Genomic DNA, 16,904 nt, shown 5'->3' with positions numbered 1-16,904 from the left:
ATGAAGCAGGTACTGGTGTTTGGTGGCACCAGCGATGCCCGGTTTATTTGCCAGATCCTCGATGAACACCGTATTTCGTACACGCTTTCGGTGGCGACGGCGGTCGGGGAATCGCTGGCAGGCAATATTGGCGGGCAGATTCGCGTCGGGCGTATTGATAGCGATGAAATTGCTGACTGGCTAGTGAACCATGCGGTGCAATGGGTGATTGATGCCTCGCACCCGTATGCCGAACTGCTTAGCCACAACATTACCCGCGCCTGCGAAATGGCAGGGGTGACCCTTAGCCGTTACCAACGCCGTAGTGAACTCAATGATCTGGAACACCCGTTGCTGCACAAAGTGGCCAGCCTGCAAGCCGCCTGTGCCGTGGCGCAAGCATTCGGCCCACGCGTCCTGTTGACCACTGGCAGCAAAGAGCTGGCGGCGTATCAGCAAGGTTTACCGGGGAAAACGTTGCTGGTGAGGGTGTTACCAACCAGCGAAGTGATTGCCGAGTGCGAAGCGCTGGGGTTAGGCGTCGACAATATTATTGCGCTGCGCGGCCCGTTCAGCGCTGAGTTTAACGCCGCCACTTATGACTTCTGTGCGCCCGATGTGGTGATAACCAAAGAGTCGGGTGCCGAAGGCGGTTATCTCGACAAAGTGAACCCGGCGCTGGCGCGAAACATTCCCTGTGTGGTGGTCACTCGCCCGCAACCGTTGGTTTGTGGCCCTGAATTACTGGAAAGCCGTGAAGATGTGAGCCGCCGTGTCACACGCTGGCTGCAAGAGAGAAAATCATGAAGAAAGCCCTGTTAGTTATCAGTTTTGGTACCAGTTACCACGACACCTGCACCAAAAATATTGTTGCCTGTGAAGAACAACTTGGCCGCACCTTTGCCGACCGCGATCGGTTCCGCGCCTTTACCTCCGGCATGATTATTCGCAAATTAAAAAACCGCGATAACCTGGACATCGATACACCTGCGCAGGCACTGCTGCGCCTTGCTGAACTGGGTTATCAGGATGTGGCTGTGCAGTCGTTGCATGTGATTAATGGTGACGAGTACGAAAAAATCTCCCGTGAAGTTAAGGCGTACAGCCATTTGTTCCAGCGCCTGGCATTGGGCACAGCATTGCTCAGCGATTTCAATGATTACGAGCTGCTGCTTAGTGCTTTGCAAAGCCAGATGCCAGCACTTGAAGCCGATGAGCGCGTAGTGTTTATGGGCCACGGTGCCAGTCACCATGCGTTTTCTGCTTATGCCTGTCTCGACCATTTAATGGCGGCGCGCCAGATACCTGCGCGTGTTGGCGCGGTAGAAAGCTACCCGGAAATCGACCTTATCGTGCGCGGTTTACTGCAAGAAAAGGTGCGCAAAGTACACCTGATGCCATTAATGCTGGTGGCGGGCGACCATGCCATTAACGACATGGCATCTGATGAAGAAGACTCATGGAAAACTCAGTTACAGGAAGCGGGTATTGAGGCGCAACCCTGGTTGCAGGGGCTGGGTGAAAACCCACAAATTCGCGCCATGTTCGTGAACCATTTGCAGCGTGCGCTGGAAAAATCGGCGGAGGTGGCAGCATGACCGGTCGTTTATATGCTCTCGGCACCGGCCCTGGCGCCAGTGACCTGATAACCGTTCGCGCGGCGCGCATCATTGGCAAGCTTGATGTGCTGTACGCGCCAGCAGGGCGCAAAGGCGGCGACAGCCTGGCGCTTTCAATTGTGCGTGAATACCTCAGTGAAACTACCGAAATACGCACCTGCCACTTCCCAATGAGTGCTGATAACGACGAAAAAGCGGTGGTGTGGGATGAAACCGCGGCGGCGCTGCAACACGAAGTGGAGCAGGGGAAACAGGTCGGGTTTATCACGCTCGGTGATTCAATGCTGTTCAGCACCTGGGTGTTTTTGCTGGCACGTATCGGCAACCCGGAGTGGCTGGAAATCGTCCCTGGCGTCACCTCTTTTGCCGCTATCGCTTCGCGAGCGCAGTTGCCATTAGCGATGGAACAACAGTCGTTGGCGGTGATGTCCTGCACCGCATCACATCAGGCATTGTCAGAAGCATTGCGTGCGCACGACAGCGTGGTGTTGATGAAAGTCTATGGCCGTTTCGCACAAATCAAAGCGCTGCTGCAACACCTCGGGCTTATCGACCATGCAGTGTTAATGGCCGAAGCGACATTACCGGGCGAGCAGTGTTGGCGAAACCTTAACGAAGTGCCTGATGACCAGAAACTGCCGTATTTCTCGACCATTTTAGTTAACAAGCAATGGCGTAATCGGGGCTAATTCATGGAATCAATACTTAAAAAACTCTCGCTAAGCGGGTTGGGCATGGGGATGTTGTTGCTCATCGTGCCGCAAGAAGCCTTCGCGATGCACATTATGGAAGGTTTCCTGCCGCCAATGTGGGCACTGGCATGGTGGATTCTGTTCCTGCCGTGTTTGTACGTCGGCCTGGTTCGCCTGCGCCAAATCGTGGCACATGACAGCAACCAGAAAGTGCTGCTGGCACTTTGCGGTGCGTTTATCTTTGTGCTTTCGGCGCTAAAAATCCCCTCGGTTACCGGAAGCTGTTCACACCCAACTGGCGTTGGCCTTGCGGTCATTCTGTTCGGCCCGGGCGTTGTGGCGGTATTGGGCGCCATTGTGCTGCTGTTCCAGGCACTGTTACTGGCACACGGCGGCCTGACCACGCTTGGCGCCAACGGCATGTCGATGGCGGTTATTGGCCCGGTTGTCGGTTATCTGGTGTGGAAACTGGCATGTAAAGCGGGCTTTCGCCGCGATGTGGCGGTGTTCCTGTGTGCGATGATTGCTGACTTAACTACTTACTTTGTCACTTCGATTCAACTCGGTGTCGCGTTCCCCGATCCGCACTTTGGCGTTACCGGTTCCTCGATGAAATTCATGGGTATCTTCTGCCTGACGCAGATCCCAATTGCCATCGCCGAAGGCTTGCTCACCGTGATGATTTACGACCAGCTAACCAAACGACAACTGCTTCCTGCCAGGAGCCAATAAGATGAAAAAGACGCTGATATTGCTCGCCCTGGTAATAGGGCTGATGATTGTGCCGTTCTTTGTACCTCACGGTGGTGAATACGGCGGTTCTGACGACCAGGCGGAAGGCCAGATACTGGTCGTCGCCCCGCATTACAAACCGTGGTTCCAGCCGCTTTATGAACCTGCGAGCGGTGAAATCGAGAGCCTGCTGTTTACCCTGCAAGGCTCTCTTGGCACGGCGGTCATTTTCTACATTCTTGGCTATTACCGGGGCCGCCGCGAAGACCATGCTGGGGATTGATAAACTCAGTTACCAAAGCCGCTGGTGCCGTGTTTCGCCGCTGCGCAAATTTGCGCTGTATCTGGTGATGATGGTGCTGGCGTTTGCATTGCCGCCCGTCGGGCAGGCGGTTTTGCTGCTAGTGATTGCCGCTTTTACCTGTTGGCTGTTGCGCGTCGGGCCAGTGCGTTATTTGCGCTGGCTGGCGGTGCCGCTGGGCTTTTTGCTGGTCGGCGTGATGACGATCATCTTCAGTGCCGCGCACCACGCGCAGGCTTTGCTGTGGAGTGTGCCGCTCGGCTCGTTTTATATCGGCATTGATGCGCAGGGCCTCGTGATGGCAAACCAGACCTTCTGGCGCAGCCTTGCGGCTCTGGCCGCGACTTACTGGCTGGTGCTGAACCTGCCGTTTCCGCAATTGATTATCTTGCTACAACGCCTGCGTGTTCCGCGTTTGCTGACAGAGCAAATCCTGCTCACCTGGCGTTTTATTTTTATCCTGTTGGACGAAGCACAGGCCATTCACCGTGCTCAGACATTGCGTTTCGGTTATCGTACGCTGCCTGGTGGCTACCGTTCGCTTGCCATGTTAGTCAGCATGCTTTTTTCGCGCGTGCTGCTGCGTTACCAACAAATGGTCACGACGCTGGATGTTAAACTTTACCAGGGTGATTTCCACCTGTGAGAACCGCACCGATGCTGACAACCCAAAATTTATCTTTTTGCTATCAGGATGATACCGTTCTGCACGATTTAACCTTTGATTTTGGGGCGCACCCGGTAACGGGAATCGTCGGCGCAAACGGCTGTGGAAAATCCACGCTGTTTATGAACCTTAACGGTGTTTTGCGCCCGAAGAACGGCGCAGTTTTGTGGCAGGGCAAAGCGATAAATTACAGCAAAGCAGGGTTGATTGAGCACCGCCAACGCGTCACCACCGTGTTTCAGGATCCGGAACAACAAATCTTCTATACCGATATCGACAGCGATATCGCGTTTAGCTTGCGCAACCTTGGCGTGAATGAAGCCGAAATCGCCCGCCGTGTCGAACACGCTATTCAGCTGGTGGATGCGCAATCTTTCCGCCACAAACCGATTCAGTATCTTAGCCACGGGCAAAAGAAACGCGTGGCGATTGCCGGGGCGCTGGTGATGGAAGCCGACTATTTATTGCTCGATGAACCGACCGCCGGGCTTGACCCTTCGGGCCGCCAGCAGATGATCGAAATCATTGCCCGTATTACCGCCCAGGGTAAACATGTGGTGATCTCAAGCCACGATATTGATTTGATTTATGAAGTTTGCGACAGCGTGTATGTGATGAACGGCGGCAAAATCGTGGCATCAGGCGAGCCAGGTGTTGTGTTTAGCCAGCCAGACATGCTGCGCGAAGCCGGGCTGGTGCAGCCGTGGCTGGTCAAATTACACAGCGAACTCGGCTTTCCGCTGTGTAAAACCGAAACTCAATTATTCGACGCCTTACGCGTTGCAAAGGAAGCAGTATGAGCCTTTCAATCATGGTTCAGGGCACCGCCTCTGATGTGGGCAAAAGCATGCTGGTGGCAGGGCTTTGCCGGATTTTCGCCCAGGATGGACACCGCACCGCACCGTTTAAATCGCAAAATATGGCGCTCAATTCCGGCATTACGCCGGACGGCAAAGAGATGGGGCGCGCGCAAATTTTCCAGGCCGAAGCAGCAGGGATTGCCCCCGATGTACGCATGAACCCGGTGCTGCTCAAGCCCACCAGCGACTGCAAAGCGCAGGTGGTGTTGATGGGCAAAGTTGCCACCAACATGGACGCGGTGACCTATCACAACTACAAACCGCAGCTGAAAACGCAAATCCGCGAAGTCTATCAAAGCCTGGCGGCAGAACATGACGTGATGGTGCTCGAAGGGGCGGGCAGTCCGGCGGAAATCAACCTGCGCGACCGCGATATCGTCAACATGGGTATGGCTGAACTGGCGCAATGCCCGGTGATTCTGGTGGCTGATATCGACCGTGGCGGCGTGTTTGCGGCAATTTACGGCACCATTGCGCTGCTTCTGGAGCACGAAAAATGGCGCGTCAAAGGCGTTATCATCAACAAATTCCGCGGAGACGTTGCGCTGCTTTATTCCGGTATCGAACAGATTGAAGCGTTAACCGGCGTGCCGGTTTTGGGCGTGATGCCGTGGCTGAATGTCGATCTGGAAGACGAAGATAGCGTGGTGTTGCAGCGCGGAAAATACGACGAAGTGACCCCGAAAGATCTGGATATAGCGGTGCTGAAATTGCCGTACATGTCGAACTTCACTGATTTCAACGCGCTGGCCGCACAGCCTGATGTGCGCCTGCGTTATGTAGCCAAGCCTGATGAACTGCAAAACAGTGACCTGGTGATTGTGCCGGGTAGTAAAAATACCCTCGGCGACCTGCGCTGGCTGCGTGAAAACGGCCTGGAACAGGCGCTGCTGGCGCATCATCGTAATCACGGTGCGGTGCTGGGAATTTGCGGCGGTTACCAGATGCTCGGGCAGCATATTTACGACGAAGTAGAATCCGGGCTTGGCGAAATGCCGGGTATCGGCCTGTTGGATGTGGTGACCCGTTTTGCCAGTGAAAAAACTACGACGCGCGTCACAGGGCTTGTTCAGGCGCAACTGCCGGGTATTTTCGCCGCCAGTTCAGGTACTCCTTTGCAGGGCTATGAAATCCATATGGGCGAAACGCAGCGTGGCGAAAATACAGCACCGTTTGCCACTTTCACCGAGTGTAATACTCAGCCTTATCACAATCTTGACGGTGCAATAAGTGAAGATGGCCGCGTGTTGGGTACTTACCTGCATGGCTTGTTTGATAGCGGTGAGTTTACCCGCAGCCTGCTCGACAGCTTGCGCCTGCGCAAAGGGTTGCAGGCCTGGGAAGGTGAGGTGTTCGACTATCAAGATCATAAAGATCAGCAGTTTAATATTCTGGCCGACGCTATGCGCGAACACATTAATATTGAAAAGATTTACCAGATTATGCGTGAGCACCAGGAGCAAGCGGTATGAAATTAGTCACAGGCGGCGCACGCAGCGGGAAAAGCCGCCACGCCGAACAACTGGCGGCAAACTTTGAGCGTGTGCTGTATATCGCCACGTCGAAAATTTTCGACGCTGAAATGGAACAGCGAATTGCGCATCACCGCGACAGTCGCCCGGCACACTGGCAAACCGTTGAGCAGTATCGTGATTTAGACACGGTGATTCATCAGCAAAACCAGCGCCATGAGGCCGTACTGCTGGAGTGCATCACCACGCTTATCACCAACGTGATGTATGACGCGGCGGGCGATAAACCTGAAGACGACTGGGATTTTGAGTCGATGGAACAGGTGGTGAATCAGCAAATAGACATTTTGCTGGCGGCCTGTGAATCAAGCCCTGCGGAGGTGATTCTGGTCACCAACGAAGTAGGGATGGGCATTGTGCCGGAAAACCGCCTGGCGCGGCATTTCCGCGATATCGCCGGGCGTGTTAACCAGCGGCTGGCCCAGCGTGCCGACGAGGTCTGGCTGGTTGTTTCAGGGATTGGAGTAAAAATTAAATGATCTTCCGTTTGTTCTTCGCCACTTTGCAGTTTATGAGCCGTATTCCGGTGCGCGCGCGCTGGGCGGATGGTATCGAAACGCACCAGTACGTGCGCGGTATCGTGACGTTTCCGTTTGTTGGCCTGCTGCTGGGCGCTTTGGCTGGAGGCGTGTTTACGCTGCTGCAACCCTGGGCGGGTTTACCTTTAGCCGCAATGGGTTATGTGCTGGCGCTCGCGCTTTTGACCGGTGGTTTTCATCTCGATGGCCTGGCCGATACATGCGATGGCATTTTCTCGGCGCGGACCCGTGACCGGATGCTGGAAATCATGCGCGATAGTCGCCTTGGCACGCACGGTGGGCTGGCGCTGATCTTTGTGATTGTCACCAAAGTGCTGGTGGTCAGCGAACTTTCGCTGCGCGGCAACAATATGTTGATGGTGCTGGCGGCGGCTTCTGTTGCCGGGCGCAGTGCTTGTGTGTTGCTGATGTACAACCATAAATATGCGCGTGAGCAAGGGCTGGGCAATCTGTTTATCGGCAAAGTGACCGGTACGCAGGCATTGCTGACGCTGATCGGTGGCGCGGTGCTGTGCACGGTTCTGCTGCCAGCTTCCGGGCTGCTGGCACTGGTCATCACCATACTGGCGATGTATGGCCTTGGCCTGATGTTGAAGCGCACGCTTGGCGGGCAGACCGGTGACACGCTCGGTGCGGCGATTGAACTGGGCGAAGTGGTGTTTTTACTGGCGCTGCTGCGTTGATTGTCTCCACCCAAATAATTATTACCCATGTGAATCTGAGAATAAAAAATGCAAACACTGAACTCCCTTTTGGCAACAATTTCCCCGCTTGATAGCGATGCAATGGCTCGCGCACAACAACATATCGACGGCCTGCTAAAACCGTTTGGCAGCCTTGGGCGCCTCGAAGCGTTAGCGGTGCAACTGGCGGGAATGCCGGGCATGAAAAATGGCCTGAACACCGAACGCAAAGCCATTCTCGTGATGTGTGCTGACCACGGTGTGTACGCAGAAGGCGTGGCGATTTCCCCGCAAATCGTCACCGCAATTCAGGCGATGAATATGACGCGCCATAACACTGGCGTTTGCGTATTGGGCGCGACCGTGAGTGCCGAAATTCACGTGGTAGATGTCGGTATCGACAGCGATGCACTGCCTGGCGTGCTGGACATGAAAGTGGCGCGTGGCAGTGGCAACATTGCCCAAGGCCCGGCGATGAGCCGTGAGCAAGCTGAAAACTTACTGCTGGCTAGCATGCAACTCACCATGCAGAAAGCCGCAGAAGGTGTCACGCTGTTTGGTGTGGGTGAACTGGGCATGGCAAATACCACCCCAGCAGCGGCGATGGTCAGCGTATTAACCGACAGCTCACCCGATGATGTGGTGGGCATGGGGGCTAACTTCCCTGGTGACAAACTGCACCACAAGATTGCCGTGGTACGCAAAGCTATCGAAACCAATCAGCCAGATGCGGCGGACGGTATCGACGTACTGGCAAAAGTCGGTGGTTTTGACCTGGTCGGCATGACGGGCGTGATGCTCGGCGCGGCAGCAGCTGGCCTGCCGGTTGTGCTCGATGGTTTCCTGTCGTATGCCTCAGCACTAGCTGCCTGCCAGATTGCACCAGGCGTGCGTGATTACTTAATTCCTTCGCATTTATCGGCGGAAAAAGGTGCAGTGATCGCGATGAACAAGTTAGGTCTGGAGCCGTATTTGCAGATGGGGATGCGTTTAGGCGAGGGCAGTGGTGCTGCACTGGCGATGCATATTGTCGATGCGGCGTGTGCGATGCATAACAATATGGGATCGCTGGCAGACAGCAATATTGTGTTGCCTGGGTGATTTGTATCGCTTAAGAGGGGATCGAGGTTTTCCGTTCAGGTGAACGGAAAATTACCGTTTCGTAATAGGAACCACACACCAGGGTGAACGGAAACCCCCGATCCCTAAAACGTTAACTAACTTTCACCAGCGTCCGCCCCTGAACCGCATTATTCATAATGTCCTCGGCGAATTTCGGTGCCTGCTCCAGACTAATCTCGGTCGTCGCCGTCTCATAGAAACTCTCTGGCAGCAATTTGGCCAGACGCTCCCACGCGGCAACTCGGCGTTCAATCGGCGCACTCACTGAATCCACACCTTGCAGGCGCACATTACGCAGAATAAATGGCATCACTGTCGTTGGCAGTGAGAAGCCACCCGCCAGACCACAGGCCGCAACACAGCCGGAGTAGTTCATCTGTGCCAGCAGTTTGGCGAGCACGTTGCCGCCCACTGTATCTACCGCACCGGCCCACACTTGTTTCTCCAGCGGGCGAGTCTCAGCAAACTCACTGCGCGGCAGAATGCGGCTGGCACCCAACTGGCGCAGGTAGTCATGCGTTGATTCACGGCCAGAAACCGCGACAACCTGGTAGCCCAACGCATGCAGCAGGGCGATGGCGGTACTGCCCACACCGCCGCTGGCACCGGTCACCACGACTTCACCACTTTCTGGCGTCACACCGGCTTCTTCCAGCGCCATCACGCATAGCATCGCGGTAAAGCCTGCGGTGCCGACGATCATCGCTTTGCGTGCGGTTAAACCCGCAGGCAGCGCAACCAGCCACTCAGACTTAACACGCGCTTGCTCGGCAAGGCCGCCCCAATGGTTTTCGCCCACGCCCCAGCCGGTCAACACCACTTCCTGACCTGCGCTGAAAGCAGCATCATCGCTGCTCGCCACACGGCCTGCGAAATCAATGCCAGGCACCATCGGGAAGTTACGGATAATTTTGCCTTTGCCGGTAATCGCCAGCGCATCTTTATAGTTCAGGCTTGACCACTCAACATCGACCAGCACATTGCCCAACTCTGCCGCCGGAGCTGAAAATTGCTTCACTTCGGCTTGCGTCTGGCCTTCAACTTGTTCAAGTACTACCGCTTTCATAATCAATCCTCATTCTTTGAACCGAGTGTTTCGGTTGAGATGTTTCTAATGCTCAACACGGTATACCCCTATGGCCTGAGAATAAAGAAGACAGCTCTATTTGGTGGCTAAATGCCTGCTTTTTAGCTGGTTATAAGATTTTCCTATTTTAACTTTTGACCATGCTACTCGTATGTTTGAAACAAAAGTTTCTAACCGTTGTGACAAATGTTTCACATCTGCCCACCGGGCCAATTCGATCAATTTTGAGGATAAACGCATGCGTGTGATTCGACTGACAACTGCTGTAGCTCTGGCACTGATAAGTGCGCATGCCGCCGCTGCGGATAAATTAAAACTGCAACTCGACTGGATGCCGAATGGCGGTGACAAAGCCTTTGTCTTTGTTGGCGTGCAGGAAGGGTTTTACGCAGCGGAAGGGCTGGATGTCACCATTTTACCAGGTCGTGGCAGCAGCGATACGCTGACCAAAATTGCCTCCGGAGCCGCCGATGTCGGCACTGGCGGGATTGCTTCTTTAATGATGGCGCAAGCTGAAGGTGGCATTCCAGTTAAAGCTATCATGAGCATCTACTCAAAACAGCCGGATGCCATTTACTCCTGGCAGGGCAGCGGCGTGACCGATATGAAAAGCCTGAAAGGCAAAACGTTGGGCATCCCGACGTTCTCTGCTTCTAATGCGTTGTTGCCCATCATGCTGGAAAACAATGGCGTTGATCCCGATAGCGTAAAACAGATCAAAGCAGATCCTGGCACGCTGGTGCCAATGCTGGCGCAGGGGCGTGTTGATGGCGTGGTGGTGTGGTCAACTAATCGCCCGAGTATAGAAGCGACGCTGACTCAGGTCGGTAAAAAACCGCTCGAACTGGCGTGGACCGATTACGGTCTCGATGGATACGGCCTGTCGTTCTTTGCCTCCGACAAACTCATCAAAGAAAAGCCGGATGTTGTAGCGCGTTTCGTCCGAGCTTCAAAAAAGTCTATCGAGTTTAGCCTTGCCCACCCGGACAAAGCGGCTGCTGATCAAAAAGCCATGGTGCCAGAAGCCGACGTCGCAATGCTGGAAGCGGACTTTAACGTAACAAAACCGCTGATTAACAACGAAATCAGCCAGCGCGATGGGCTGGGGCAATTCGACCCGACGCTTCTGCAACACACCTGGGAATGGGTGGCGAAATCAATGAAATATCCACTCGATAAAGTGAACCCGGAAACGCTGGTCGACCGTAGTTATCTCGCCAAATAAGGGAATGCCATGCAGCCTGTAATAGAGTTGAGTCATGTTAATCAGACATTTATATCCGCAGATGGCACGCAGGTCACCGCGCTGGACGAGGTCAATCTGACGCTACGCCGCCATGAATTTGTCTCGTTTATTGGCCCGTCAGGCTGCGGGAAATCGACCATTTTGCGCCTGATTGCCGGGCTTTTGAAACCGAGCAGCGGCACCATTTCGGTGTATGGCAAACCGGTGACCGAACCACGCGATGAAATGGGGTTTGTGTTCCAGAAACCGACGCTGCTGCCGTGGCTCACCGTGCTCGATAACATCACGTTTCCGATGAAACACAAGTATGGCCGCGTGGATGCTAAAGATATGGCGCGCGGGCATGAACTGCTGGAAATGACCGGTCTGACGCAGTTTGCCAATAAACGCCCGGCGGAGCTGTCGGGCGGCATGCAGCAGCGCGTTTCCATCGCCCGTTCGTTACTGCATGACCCGGATATTTTGCTGATGGACGAACCGTTTTCCGCCCTCGATTCGCTGACCCGCGATGAAATGAGTTTCGAGCTCATGCGTATCTGGAACGAACGCCCGAAAACGGTGCTGTTCGTCACCCACTCGATTCAGGAAGCGCTGCTGCTTTCTGACCGCATCGTGGTGATGAGCGCTCGCCCGGGCCGCGTGAGTGAAATTATAGATGTGCCGCTGGCACGCCCAAGAGATGAGGAAACACTCAACCATCCGCTATTCCATGAGTTAACGGCGGACATCCGCCACAAAGTCTTCAGCCGCCGCAAGGAGCCTGCATGAAAGCGTTTCTGGAAAGGTACATCGCGCTGCTGGCGTTGGTGGTGGCGGTTTTGCTGTGGGAAGGGGCGTGTAAATTATTAGCCATCCCGGTGTTTATTCTGCCTTCGCCATCGGCCATTTTTGCTTCAGTAAGCACGTTAGATGCCGGACGCTGGGCGACACATATCCTTGCAACATTAAGCGTGGCGCTGAGCGGTTTCCTGCTGGCGATTGTGATTGCGCTGCCGCTGGCCATTGCGATTGTCAGCTCTAAATTGCTCGCCCGCCTGGTACTGCCGTGGCTGATTGTGATTCAGTCCACACCGGTAGTGGCGATTGCGCCAATTATTGTCGTGACCCTGGGTTCCTGCATGCTGCCACGAGTGGTAATCACTACACTTATCTCCTTCTTCCCACTGGTAATTTCTACGGCGACAGGGATGAACTCCGTGCCGTCCGAATTGCTTGAGCTGTCGAAGACATTACGTGCGCCACGCAACCGCGAATACTGGCAAATCCGCATGCCTTATGCGGTGCCGTATATTTTCAGCGCATTAAAAGTAGCGATTACGCTGTCGATTATCGGGGCAGTAGTCGCGGAGTTTGTTGCAGCCGACCAGGGCCTGGGTTACCTGATTTTATTCAGCACATCATCGTTCAAAATCCCCTTGGCTTTCGCCAGTTTGTTCTTGCTGGTGGTGTGTAGCCTGACGCTTTACGGGCTGGTGAGCTGGCTGCAAAAACGGCTGTTCCCGTGGAGCCTCGATACAAAATAAGGAAGGAAAAACATGTCATTAAAACGTGGGCCTGCACCAAGTAAAGAGCAAATTTTGCGCCACCTGCGCCGCTCCAATGCGGTGGCAGAACGGGCGATGGCGCTTGGGCACCATCCGTTTGGTGCGCTATTAGTCGCGCCAGATAACGAAACGGTGTTGCTTGAACAGTGCAATATCGACACGGTAAACCATGCGGAATCAACACTTGCGCGCATTGCGGCAACCAATTACACCGCCGAATATTTATGGCAATGCACGCTGTATACCGCCGTCGAACCTTGCTGCATGTGCGCGGGAACGGCGTACTGGGCGAATATCGGGCGCGTGGTTTTCGGTATGTATGAAAGCCAATTACTGGAAGCGACCGGCAGCCATCAAGAAAACCCGACCATGAGCGTATCGTCGAAATATGTCTTCGAGCATTGCCAGAAACCGGTGGAATTGATTGGCCCAGTAGAAGAGATTATCGAAGAGACAAGGGCGATGCAGCAGGCGTTTTGGGCGGGAAGATAACGTTGGTTGTCGGATTAGCGTAAGCGACATCCGACAACTCAATCCGACGTTAACGTTCCTATTAGCCCAGAAGCGGCAGCGTGGTTAAACAGGTCTGGCTACTGGTATGTGTCGCAATCGGTGCGGTGGCCTTTTTCCCCTGATAACTCACTTCAATCGTGCCTTCGATATCACGAGGCAACCAGATACCCACAAAGCCATTCGCGTGGCTGGCCATCTTTTTCTGCATCAACACCTTGCCGCTTTTATCCGTTACTTTCACATCAAACGGCGTATTTGCAAGCTCGCCACGGCAGCCAGAAAGACTGTGGTTAAAGCACGGATGGGTTTGCGTCAGATAAGGTGCGAAAGACAAATAGAACTTATCACCCAGCGGATAGCTGAACTGGTGGGTTCCATCAGACAATTTCAATTCGGTGCTGGTGATACCTGCGTTATATGGCAACGGTCGCGCCTGAGTCGAACCGTCGATCGCCTCCACCATTTGCTCGGTAGTTTTGCCCGCTAAACCGTGTGCTGCGAGAAACTCTGCATCAGATTGAGCGGCGATTGCAGAGCCACTGATGCTCAGTGCCAGTAATGCAAACAGCATATTTCTTTTCATCTATGATTCCTTTCTAAAGAGAGTTGAGTTGTGCTCGACTCTAGACCTTCCCCTAAGGGGAGGGTCAAAAGGATATGCAAAACTTTACAGATTGTATGGGTATTTTTGGCCGTGTTTAGCAAGATTATAAGTCGGCATTAAAGTCCATTTCAGTTTTATTTGATAACGAACCGGAAGCTGGTACAGCTTAAGGTGATTATCTGGAAGTGATGGTGAGTTTTAGTGAATTAAATGAAGTGAAGCACTTTTCTGGAGGTATTCCAGGCGGCGAATGACATAAATATTTCCATAAAGCTAAGAAAGTCTACTTAGGTAACTCTAAGTAGGCCTTGTATTTGGCAGACGCAAAAGGTCTGTTATGTGCCAGGAGAGGAAATTGCTTGCGTGAAATCTCTGCCGACTCACAAACAAATAAACCTTTATATTGCTGTGTGTTTATTTGCGAAGAGTAAATAAGTGGTTTTTTTTTGCACAGGCGCACCGCTATTTTGTGTATATCAAATAACGGTGCCGACCATTTTTATTCAATATAAAAAATAAAATATTTTTTAACTTATTGATTATAATGGGTTAAAGTGTTGGTGAACTGATTGCATCAACAATAGCCATGGAGCATATATAAATAGCCCAGTAACTAAATTATAATTCTTTAACATCCGGTTGAAATACGAGGTCAGAATGCGGTTAATTGTCATGCTGTTAAGCTTTGTGCTCTCCACACAGGTCTGGGCGGGCGAATTTCCCAAACCTGCCGGTAAAGTCCTTTTAACGCTGTCTGGTAATATCGAAAATACAAATGAAGGTGGAAAAGCCGTTTTTGATCTCGCCAGCCTTGAGAAATTGGGTATGGTCAGCTTTCAGACCACTTCTCCCTGGTATGATGGCCGCACTACCTTTACGGGTATTCCACTGCAAAAGCTCATGGATTATGTCGGGGCGAAAGGTTCAGTTGTTAAAGTCACTGCGCTCAATGACTACACCACCGAAATTCCCCTCAGTGATTTTAAGAAATACAACGTTATCCTTGCTTTAAAAATCAACGGAACATATATGCGTATCCGTGATAAAGGCCCGATGTTTGTTGTTTATCCCTATGACAGCCTGCCTGAACTGAATAATCAGATTTATTATTCAAGGTCAGCCTGGCAGGTCAGCAGAATGAATATTGAGTAAGGGGTCAGAAGACCAACATGAACAGAATTCTGGCTGGCATCATTTGTTTCCTTTTTATATCTACCGGATATATTTCTTTCCTTGTGCATGAAAGGCAACAAGAGTTACAGAAACTGACTCACTACGCCGCTTCGTGGTCTGCTGCACAGATGGTATCAGAGTATTACCGGTTCGAATCGTTGCTTGGTCTTTACACTATCGATGAGACGATGACGCTGGATGATGTACGCATGCGTCTCGACATTATGCTCAGCCAGAGTGATTTAATGAAAGAAGGTGATCTGAGTAATTACATAGAAAGCAATAAAGCCCATCATGCACTGGCTCTACAGCTTGAAAAGACACTTGAGTATCTGGATATTAATCTTGAGAAAATGAACCGCTCAGAACTCCAGGCATACCTGAAAAAAATGCAGACGCTTGACCCACAACTGGCTCGTCTGTCGTCCGGCGCTTTAGACAAAGATATCAACACGATTAATGACGCCAACCTCAAAATCAAAACCCTGTACTATATTTACTCAGCGACATCTGTATTGCTGATAATAATGAGTGCAATACTTGGTCTGCTGATATTTTATCAAAACAGAAATATTCTGAAGGCACATCTTCAGGTAAAGAGTCTTGCTGAAGCACTGCAGGAATCTAAAGAAAAACTGCAAGTCCAGAATGCAAGGTTGGAGTATGACGTCTACCATGACTCTCTGACAGAGATGAATAACCGCCATTTTTTCTGGGGGAATTTAAATGAAACCATCGAAAACGCAGTAAAAAACAATAATTCTGTGAATGTGATGTTGTTTGATTTAGATCGATTCAAGGAGGTCAATGATACGTATGGTCATGATGTCGGTGATACGTTATTACGCCAGATATCACACCGTCTGATTTCTATGGGCCTGGCTTCCGATACGCTTTATCGTTTAGGCGGGGATGAGTTTGCGTTTCTCTCGAGTGGTCTGACGGAGAGCGGGGCCATTTCACGCGCCCAACATATATGCGATGCGATCAACCAGCCCTACACGATTTATAATACGATTATCAATATAACCACCAGTGTCGGTATTGTTATCTCAGACACTGAACGCCGCTCCGACTATCTCTATAAATTTGCCGATCTGGCCCTTTATGAAGCCAAAAAGGAAGGCGTTGGTAAGATAAAAGTCTTCCGGCAATGGATGTTAGATAAGCTGCAAGAAAGCCGAACCCTTGAGCATGATATGGCACTGGCGTTAGTGAATAAAGAATTCGTGGTTTACTATCAACCTATTGTCGATTCTTTCAGCCAGGAAATTTACAGCTATGAAGCCCTTATTCGTTGGATACATCCTCAAAAGGGTATCCTGTCGCCGGACAATTTTATTCCTGTGGCTGAAAAAACAGGAATGATTAACGAGATGGGGAAATCGGTGCTTGAAATGGCCTGCCGGGAAGCCGCTTCCTGGGCGATTCCGACTAAAATTTCAGTCAATGTCTCTCCTGTCCAGCTAAGCAGTAAAACCTTTGCCGGTATGGTGTTGTCCATTCTGAACGAAACGGGACTTCCCGCTGAGCGTCTTGAACTGGAAGTGACAGAATCCTCTCTCTTTACTGAGAGCAATACGCCGATGAATACGCTTAACAGGCTGCGGGCTCTGGGGGTGAAAATCTCCCTCGATGATTTTGGTACCGGTTATTCTTCTCTTTCGCGCCTGAGCAGGCTTGCCTTCGATAAAATAAAAATAGACAAGTCCTTTGTGAATTCGATATCGACACATGAAGACGCTCTTAATATTATCAGGCTCATCACCGGCATGGCGAAATCCCTCAATATGAAGTCCGTTGCGGAAGGTGTTGAAACACAGGAGCAACTGGAAAGCCTTCAGGTGCTGGGCTGTGATTTCATACAAGGCTATCTATTTGGTAAACCTCAGCCTTATATAGATGGGAAAACTAGATACGGTTAAATGGAAAATGTTCTTTCTGCATGGTCATACACCGGAATATCTCCTCCTGGTTAAACGCGATGGAAAAACGACAGGAGTAGCAAACT

Annotated in this window: 19 protein-coding genes; 17 read left to right on the top strand and 2 right to left on the bottom strand. The window is 52.0% G+C overall.

Going from position 1 to position 16,904, the window contains the following annotated elements:
• The 11 genes from M977_RS03275 to cobT are packed head-to-tail and all read left to right on the top strand — an operon-like array spanning position 1 to position 8,705.
• On the top strand, positions 1 to 786 hold the full coding sequence (locus tag M977_RS03275) for a cobalt-precorrin-6A reductase (protein ID WP_064512147.1): 786 nt from the start codon (positions 1 to 3) through the stop codon (positions 784 to 786).
• Positions 783 to 1,577, top strand: a complete 795-nt coding sequence (cbiK, locus tag M977_RS03270) for a sirohydrochlorin cobaltochelatase (protein ID WP_064512106.1) — start codon at positions 783 to 785, stop codon at positions 1,575 to 1,577. The genes M977_RS03275 and cbiK overlap by 4 nt, the downstream gene beginning before the upstream one ends.
• Positions 1,574 to 2,287 (top strand): cobalt-factor II C(20)-methyltransferase, encoded by a 714-nt coding sequence (locus M977_RS03265; protein ID WP_064512105.1) that lies wholly within the window; start codon positions 1,574 to 1,576, stop codon positions 2,285 to 2,287. The genes cbiK and M977_RS03265 overlap by 4 nt, the downstream gene beginning before the upstream one ends.
• Positions 2,288 to 2,290: 3 nt before the next feature.
• A complete protein-coding gene (cbiM, locus tag M977_RS03260) occupies positions 2,291 to 3,022 on the top strand; it encodes a cobalt ECF transporter S component CbiM (protein WP_064512103.1) in 732 nt (243 codons plus the stop codon).
• A gap of 1 nt (position 3,023) precedes the next feature.
• Positions 3,024 to 3,305 carry an energy-coupling factor ABC transporter substrate-binding protein gene (locus M977_RS03255; protein ID WP_064512101.1) on the top strand — a complete coding sequence of 94 codons (282 nt, stop codon included), beginning with the start codon at positions 3,024 to 3,026 and terminating at the stop codon, positions 3,303 to 3,305.
• Entirely contained in the window at positions 3,292 to 3,969 is a 678-nt protein-coding gene (locus M977_RS03250) for an energy-coupling factor ABC transporter transmembrane protein (protein WP_064512100.1), read from the top strand. Before M977_RS03255 ends, M977_RS03250 begins: the two co-directional genes overlap by 14 nt.
• An 11-nt stretch (positions 3,970 to 3,980) precedes the next feature.
• Positions 3,981 to 4,790 carry an ATP-binding cassette domain-containing protein gene (locus M977_RS03245; RefSeq protein ID WP_064512098.1) on the top strand — a complete coding sequence of 270 codons (810 nt, stop codon included), beginning with the start codon at positions 3,981 to 3,983 and terminating at the stop codon, positions 4,788 to 4,790.
• A complete protein-coding gene (locus M977_RS03240) occupies positions 4,787 to 6,322 on the top strand; it encodes a cobyric acid synthase (protein WP_064512097.1) in 1,536 nt (511 codons plus the stop codon). The genes M977_RS03245 and M977_RS03240 overlap by 4 nt, the downstream gene beginning before the upstream one ends.
• The gene (gene cobU / locus M977_RS03235; RefSeq protein ID WP_064512096.1) at positions 6,319 to 6,861 is read left to right on the top strand and encodes a bifunctional adenosylcobinamide kinase/adenosylcobinamide-phosphate guanylyltransferase; all 543 of its coding nucleotides are present in this window, start codon (positions 6,319 to 6,321) and stop codon (positions 6,859 to 6,861) included. Before M977_RS03240 ends, cobU begins: the two co-directional genes overlap by 4 nt.
• A complete protein-coding gene (gene cobS, locus M977_RS03230) occupies positions 6,861 to 7,604 on the top strand; it encodes an adenosylcobinamide-GDP ribazoletransferase (RefSeq protein ID WP_064512146.1) in 744 nt (247 codons plus the stop codon). Before cobU ends, cobS begins: the two co-directional genes overlap by 1 nt.
• Positions 7,605 to 7,652: 48 nt before the next feature.
• On the top strand, positions 7,653 to 8,705 hold the full coding sequence (gene cobT / locus M977_RS03225; protein ID WP_064512095.1) for a nicotinate-nucleotide--dimethylbenzimidazole phosphoribosyltransferase: 1,053 nt from the start codon (positions 7,653 to 7,655) through the stop codon (positions 8,703 to 8,705).
• Positions 8,706 to 8,817: 112 nt separating this feature from the next.
• On the opposite strand, the gene acuI is transcribed toward cobT, so the two are convergent.
• Positions 8,818 to 9,792 carry an acrylyl-CoA reductase (NADPH) gene (acuI, locus tag M977_RS03220; protein ID WP_064512094.1) on the bottom strand — a complete coding sequence of 325 codons (975 nt, stop codon included), beginning with the start codon at positions 9,790 to 9,792 and terminating at the stop codon, positions 8,818 to 8,820.
• 259 nt (positions 9,793 to 10,051) lie between these two features.
• On the opposite strand from acuI, the gene M977_RS03215 reads away from it, so the two are divergent.
• Genes M977_RS03215 through M977_RS25150 form a run of 4 tightly spaced genes read left to right on the top strand, consistent with a single transcriptional unit; the run spans position 10,052 to position 13,095 of the window.
• Entirely contained in the window at positions 10,052 to 11,038 is a 987-nt protein-coding gene (locus M977_RS03215; protein ID WP_064512093.1) for an ABC transporter substrate-binding protein, read from the top strand.
• A gap of 9 nt (positions 11,039 to 11,047) precedes the next feature.
• Positions 11,048 to 11,827, top strand: coding sequence for an ABC transporter ATP-binding protein (locus tag M977_RS03210; protein WP_064512092.1), 780 nt, complete (start codon positions 11,048 to 11,050; stop codon positions 11,825 to 11,827).
• Positions 11,824 to 12,582, top strand: coding sequence for an ABC transporter permease (locus tag M977_RS25155; protein WP_064512091.1), 759 nt, complete (start codon positions 11,824 to 11,826; stop codon positions 12,580 to 12,582). Before M977_RS03210 ends, M977_RS25155 begins: the two co-directional genes overlap by 4 nt.
• Positions 12,583 to 12,594: 12 nt before the next feature.
• Positions 12,595 to 13,095, top strand: coding sequence for a nucleoside deaminase (locus tag M977_RS25150; RefSeq protein ID WP_064512090.1), 501 nt, complete (start codon positions 12,595 to 12,597; stop codon positions 13,093 to 13,095).
• Between the two features lie 61 nt (positions 13,096 to 13,156).
• Here M977_RS25150 and cueP read toward each other — a convergent pair whose 3' ends face one another.
• Positions 13,157 to 13,699 carry a copper-binding periplasmic metallochaperone CueP gene (cueP, locus tag M977_RS03195; RefSeq protein WP_064512089.1) on the bottom strand — a complete coding sequence of 181 codons (543 nt, stop codon included), beginning with the start codon at positions 13,697 to 13,699 and terminating at the stop codon, positions 13,157 to 13,159.
• A gap of 678 nt (positions 13,700 to 14,377) precedes the next feature.
• On the opposite strand from cueP, the gene M977_RS03190 reads away from it, so the two are divergent.
• Together M977_RS03190 and M977_RS03185 are read left to right on the top strand one after the other, a co-directional pair.
• Positions 14,378 to 14,872 (top strand): putative pterin-binding protein, encoded by a 495-nt coding sequence (locus tag M977_RS03190; protein WP_064512088.1) that lies wholly within the window; start codon positions 14,378 to 14,380, stop codon positions 14,870 to 14,872.
• Positions 14,873 to 14,889: 17 nt separating this feature from the next.
• Positions 14,890 to 16,818 carry a putative bifunctional diguanylate cyclase/phosphodiesterase gene (locus tag M977_RS03185; RefSeq protein WP_064512087.1) on the top strand — a complete coding sequence of 643 codons (1,929 nt, stop codon included), beginning with the start codon at positions 14,890 to 14,892 and terminating at the stop codon, positions 16,816 to 16,818.
• The last annotated feature ends 86 nt before the right edge of the window (positions 16,819 to 16,904 follow it).

This window comes from Buttiauxella gaviniae ATCC 51604 (assembly GCF_001654835.1).
Taxonomy (GTDB): Bacteria; Pseudomonadota; Gammaproteobacteria; order Enterobacterales; family Enterobacteriaceae; genus Buttiauxella; species Buttiauxella gaviniae.
This window is presented reverse-complemented; position numbering and strand designations above follow the sequence as displayed.

Bases quoted from the DNA above. Each gene is read 5' to 3' on its own strand.
- M977_RS03210 (WP_064512092.1), top strand. From the start codon at position 11,048: ATGCAGCCTGTAATAGAGTTGAGTCATGTTAATCAGACATTTATATCC.
- acuI (WP_064512094.1), bottom strand. From the start codon at position 9,792: ATGAAAGCGGTAGTACTTGAACAAGTTGAAGGCCAGACGCAAGCCGAA.
- M977_RS25155 (WP_064512091.1), top strand. From the start codon at position 11,824: ATGAAAGCGTTTCTGGAAAGGTACATCGCGCTGCTGGCGTTGGTGGTG.
- M977_RS03185 (WP_064512087.1), top strand. From the start codon at position 14,890: ATGAACAGAATTCTGGCTGGCATCATTTGTTTCCTTTTTATATCTACC.
- cbiK (WP_064512106.1), top strand. From the start codon at position 783: ATGAAGAAAGCCCTGTTAGTTATCAGTTTTGGTACCAGTTACCACGAC.
- M977_RS03265 (WP_064512105.1), top strand. From the start codon at position 1,574: ATGACCGGTCGTTTATATGCTCTCGGCACCGGCCCTGGCGCCAGTGAC.
- M977_RS03255 (WP_064512101.1), top strand. From the start codon at position 3,024: ATGAAAAAGACGCTGATATTGCTCGCCCTGGTAATAGGGCTGATGATT.
- M977_RS03245 (WP_064512098.1), top strand. From the start codon at position 3,981: ATGCTGACAACCCAAAATTTATCTTTTTGCTATCAGGATGATACCGTT.
- M977_RS03275 (WP_064512147.1), top strand. From the start codon at position 1: ATGAAGCAGGTACTGGTGTTTGGTGGCACCAGCGATGCCCGGTTTATT.
- cueP (WP_064512089.1), bottom strand. From the start codon at position 13,699: ATGAAAAGAAATATGCTGTTTGCATTACTGGCACTGAGCATCAGTGGC.
- M977_RS03215 (WP_064512093.1), top strand. From the start codon at position 10,052: ATGCGTGTGATTCGACTGACAACTGCTGTAGCTCTGGCACTGATAAGT.
- cbiM (WP_064512103.1), top strand. From the start codon at position 2,291: ATGGAATCAATACTTAAAAAACTCTCGCTAAGCGGGTTGGGCATGGGG.
- M977_RS03190 (WP_064512088.1), top strand. From the start codon at position 14,378: ATGCGGTTAATTGTCATGCTGTTAAGCTTTGTGCTCTCCACACAGGTC.
- cobT (WP_064512095.1), top strand. From the start codon at position 7,653: ATGCAAACACTGAACTCCCTTTTGGCAACAATTTCCCCGCTTGATAGC.
- M977_RS25150 (WP_064512090.1), top strand. From the start codon at position 12,595: ATGTCATTAAAACGTGGGCCTGCACCAAGTAAAGAGCAAATTTTGCGC.
- M977_RS03250 (WP_064512100.1), top strand. From the start codon at position 3,292: ATGCTGGGGATTGATAAACTCAGTTACCAAAGCCGCTGGTGCCGTGTT.
- cobU (WP_064512096.1), top strand. From the start codon at position 6,319: ATGAAATTAGTCACAGGCGGCGCACGCAGCGGGAAAAGCCGCCACGCC.
- M977_RS03240 (WP_064512097.1), top strand. From the start codon at position 4,787: ATGAGCCTTTCAATCATGGTTCAGGGCACCGCCTCTGATGTGGGCAAA.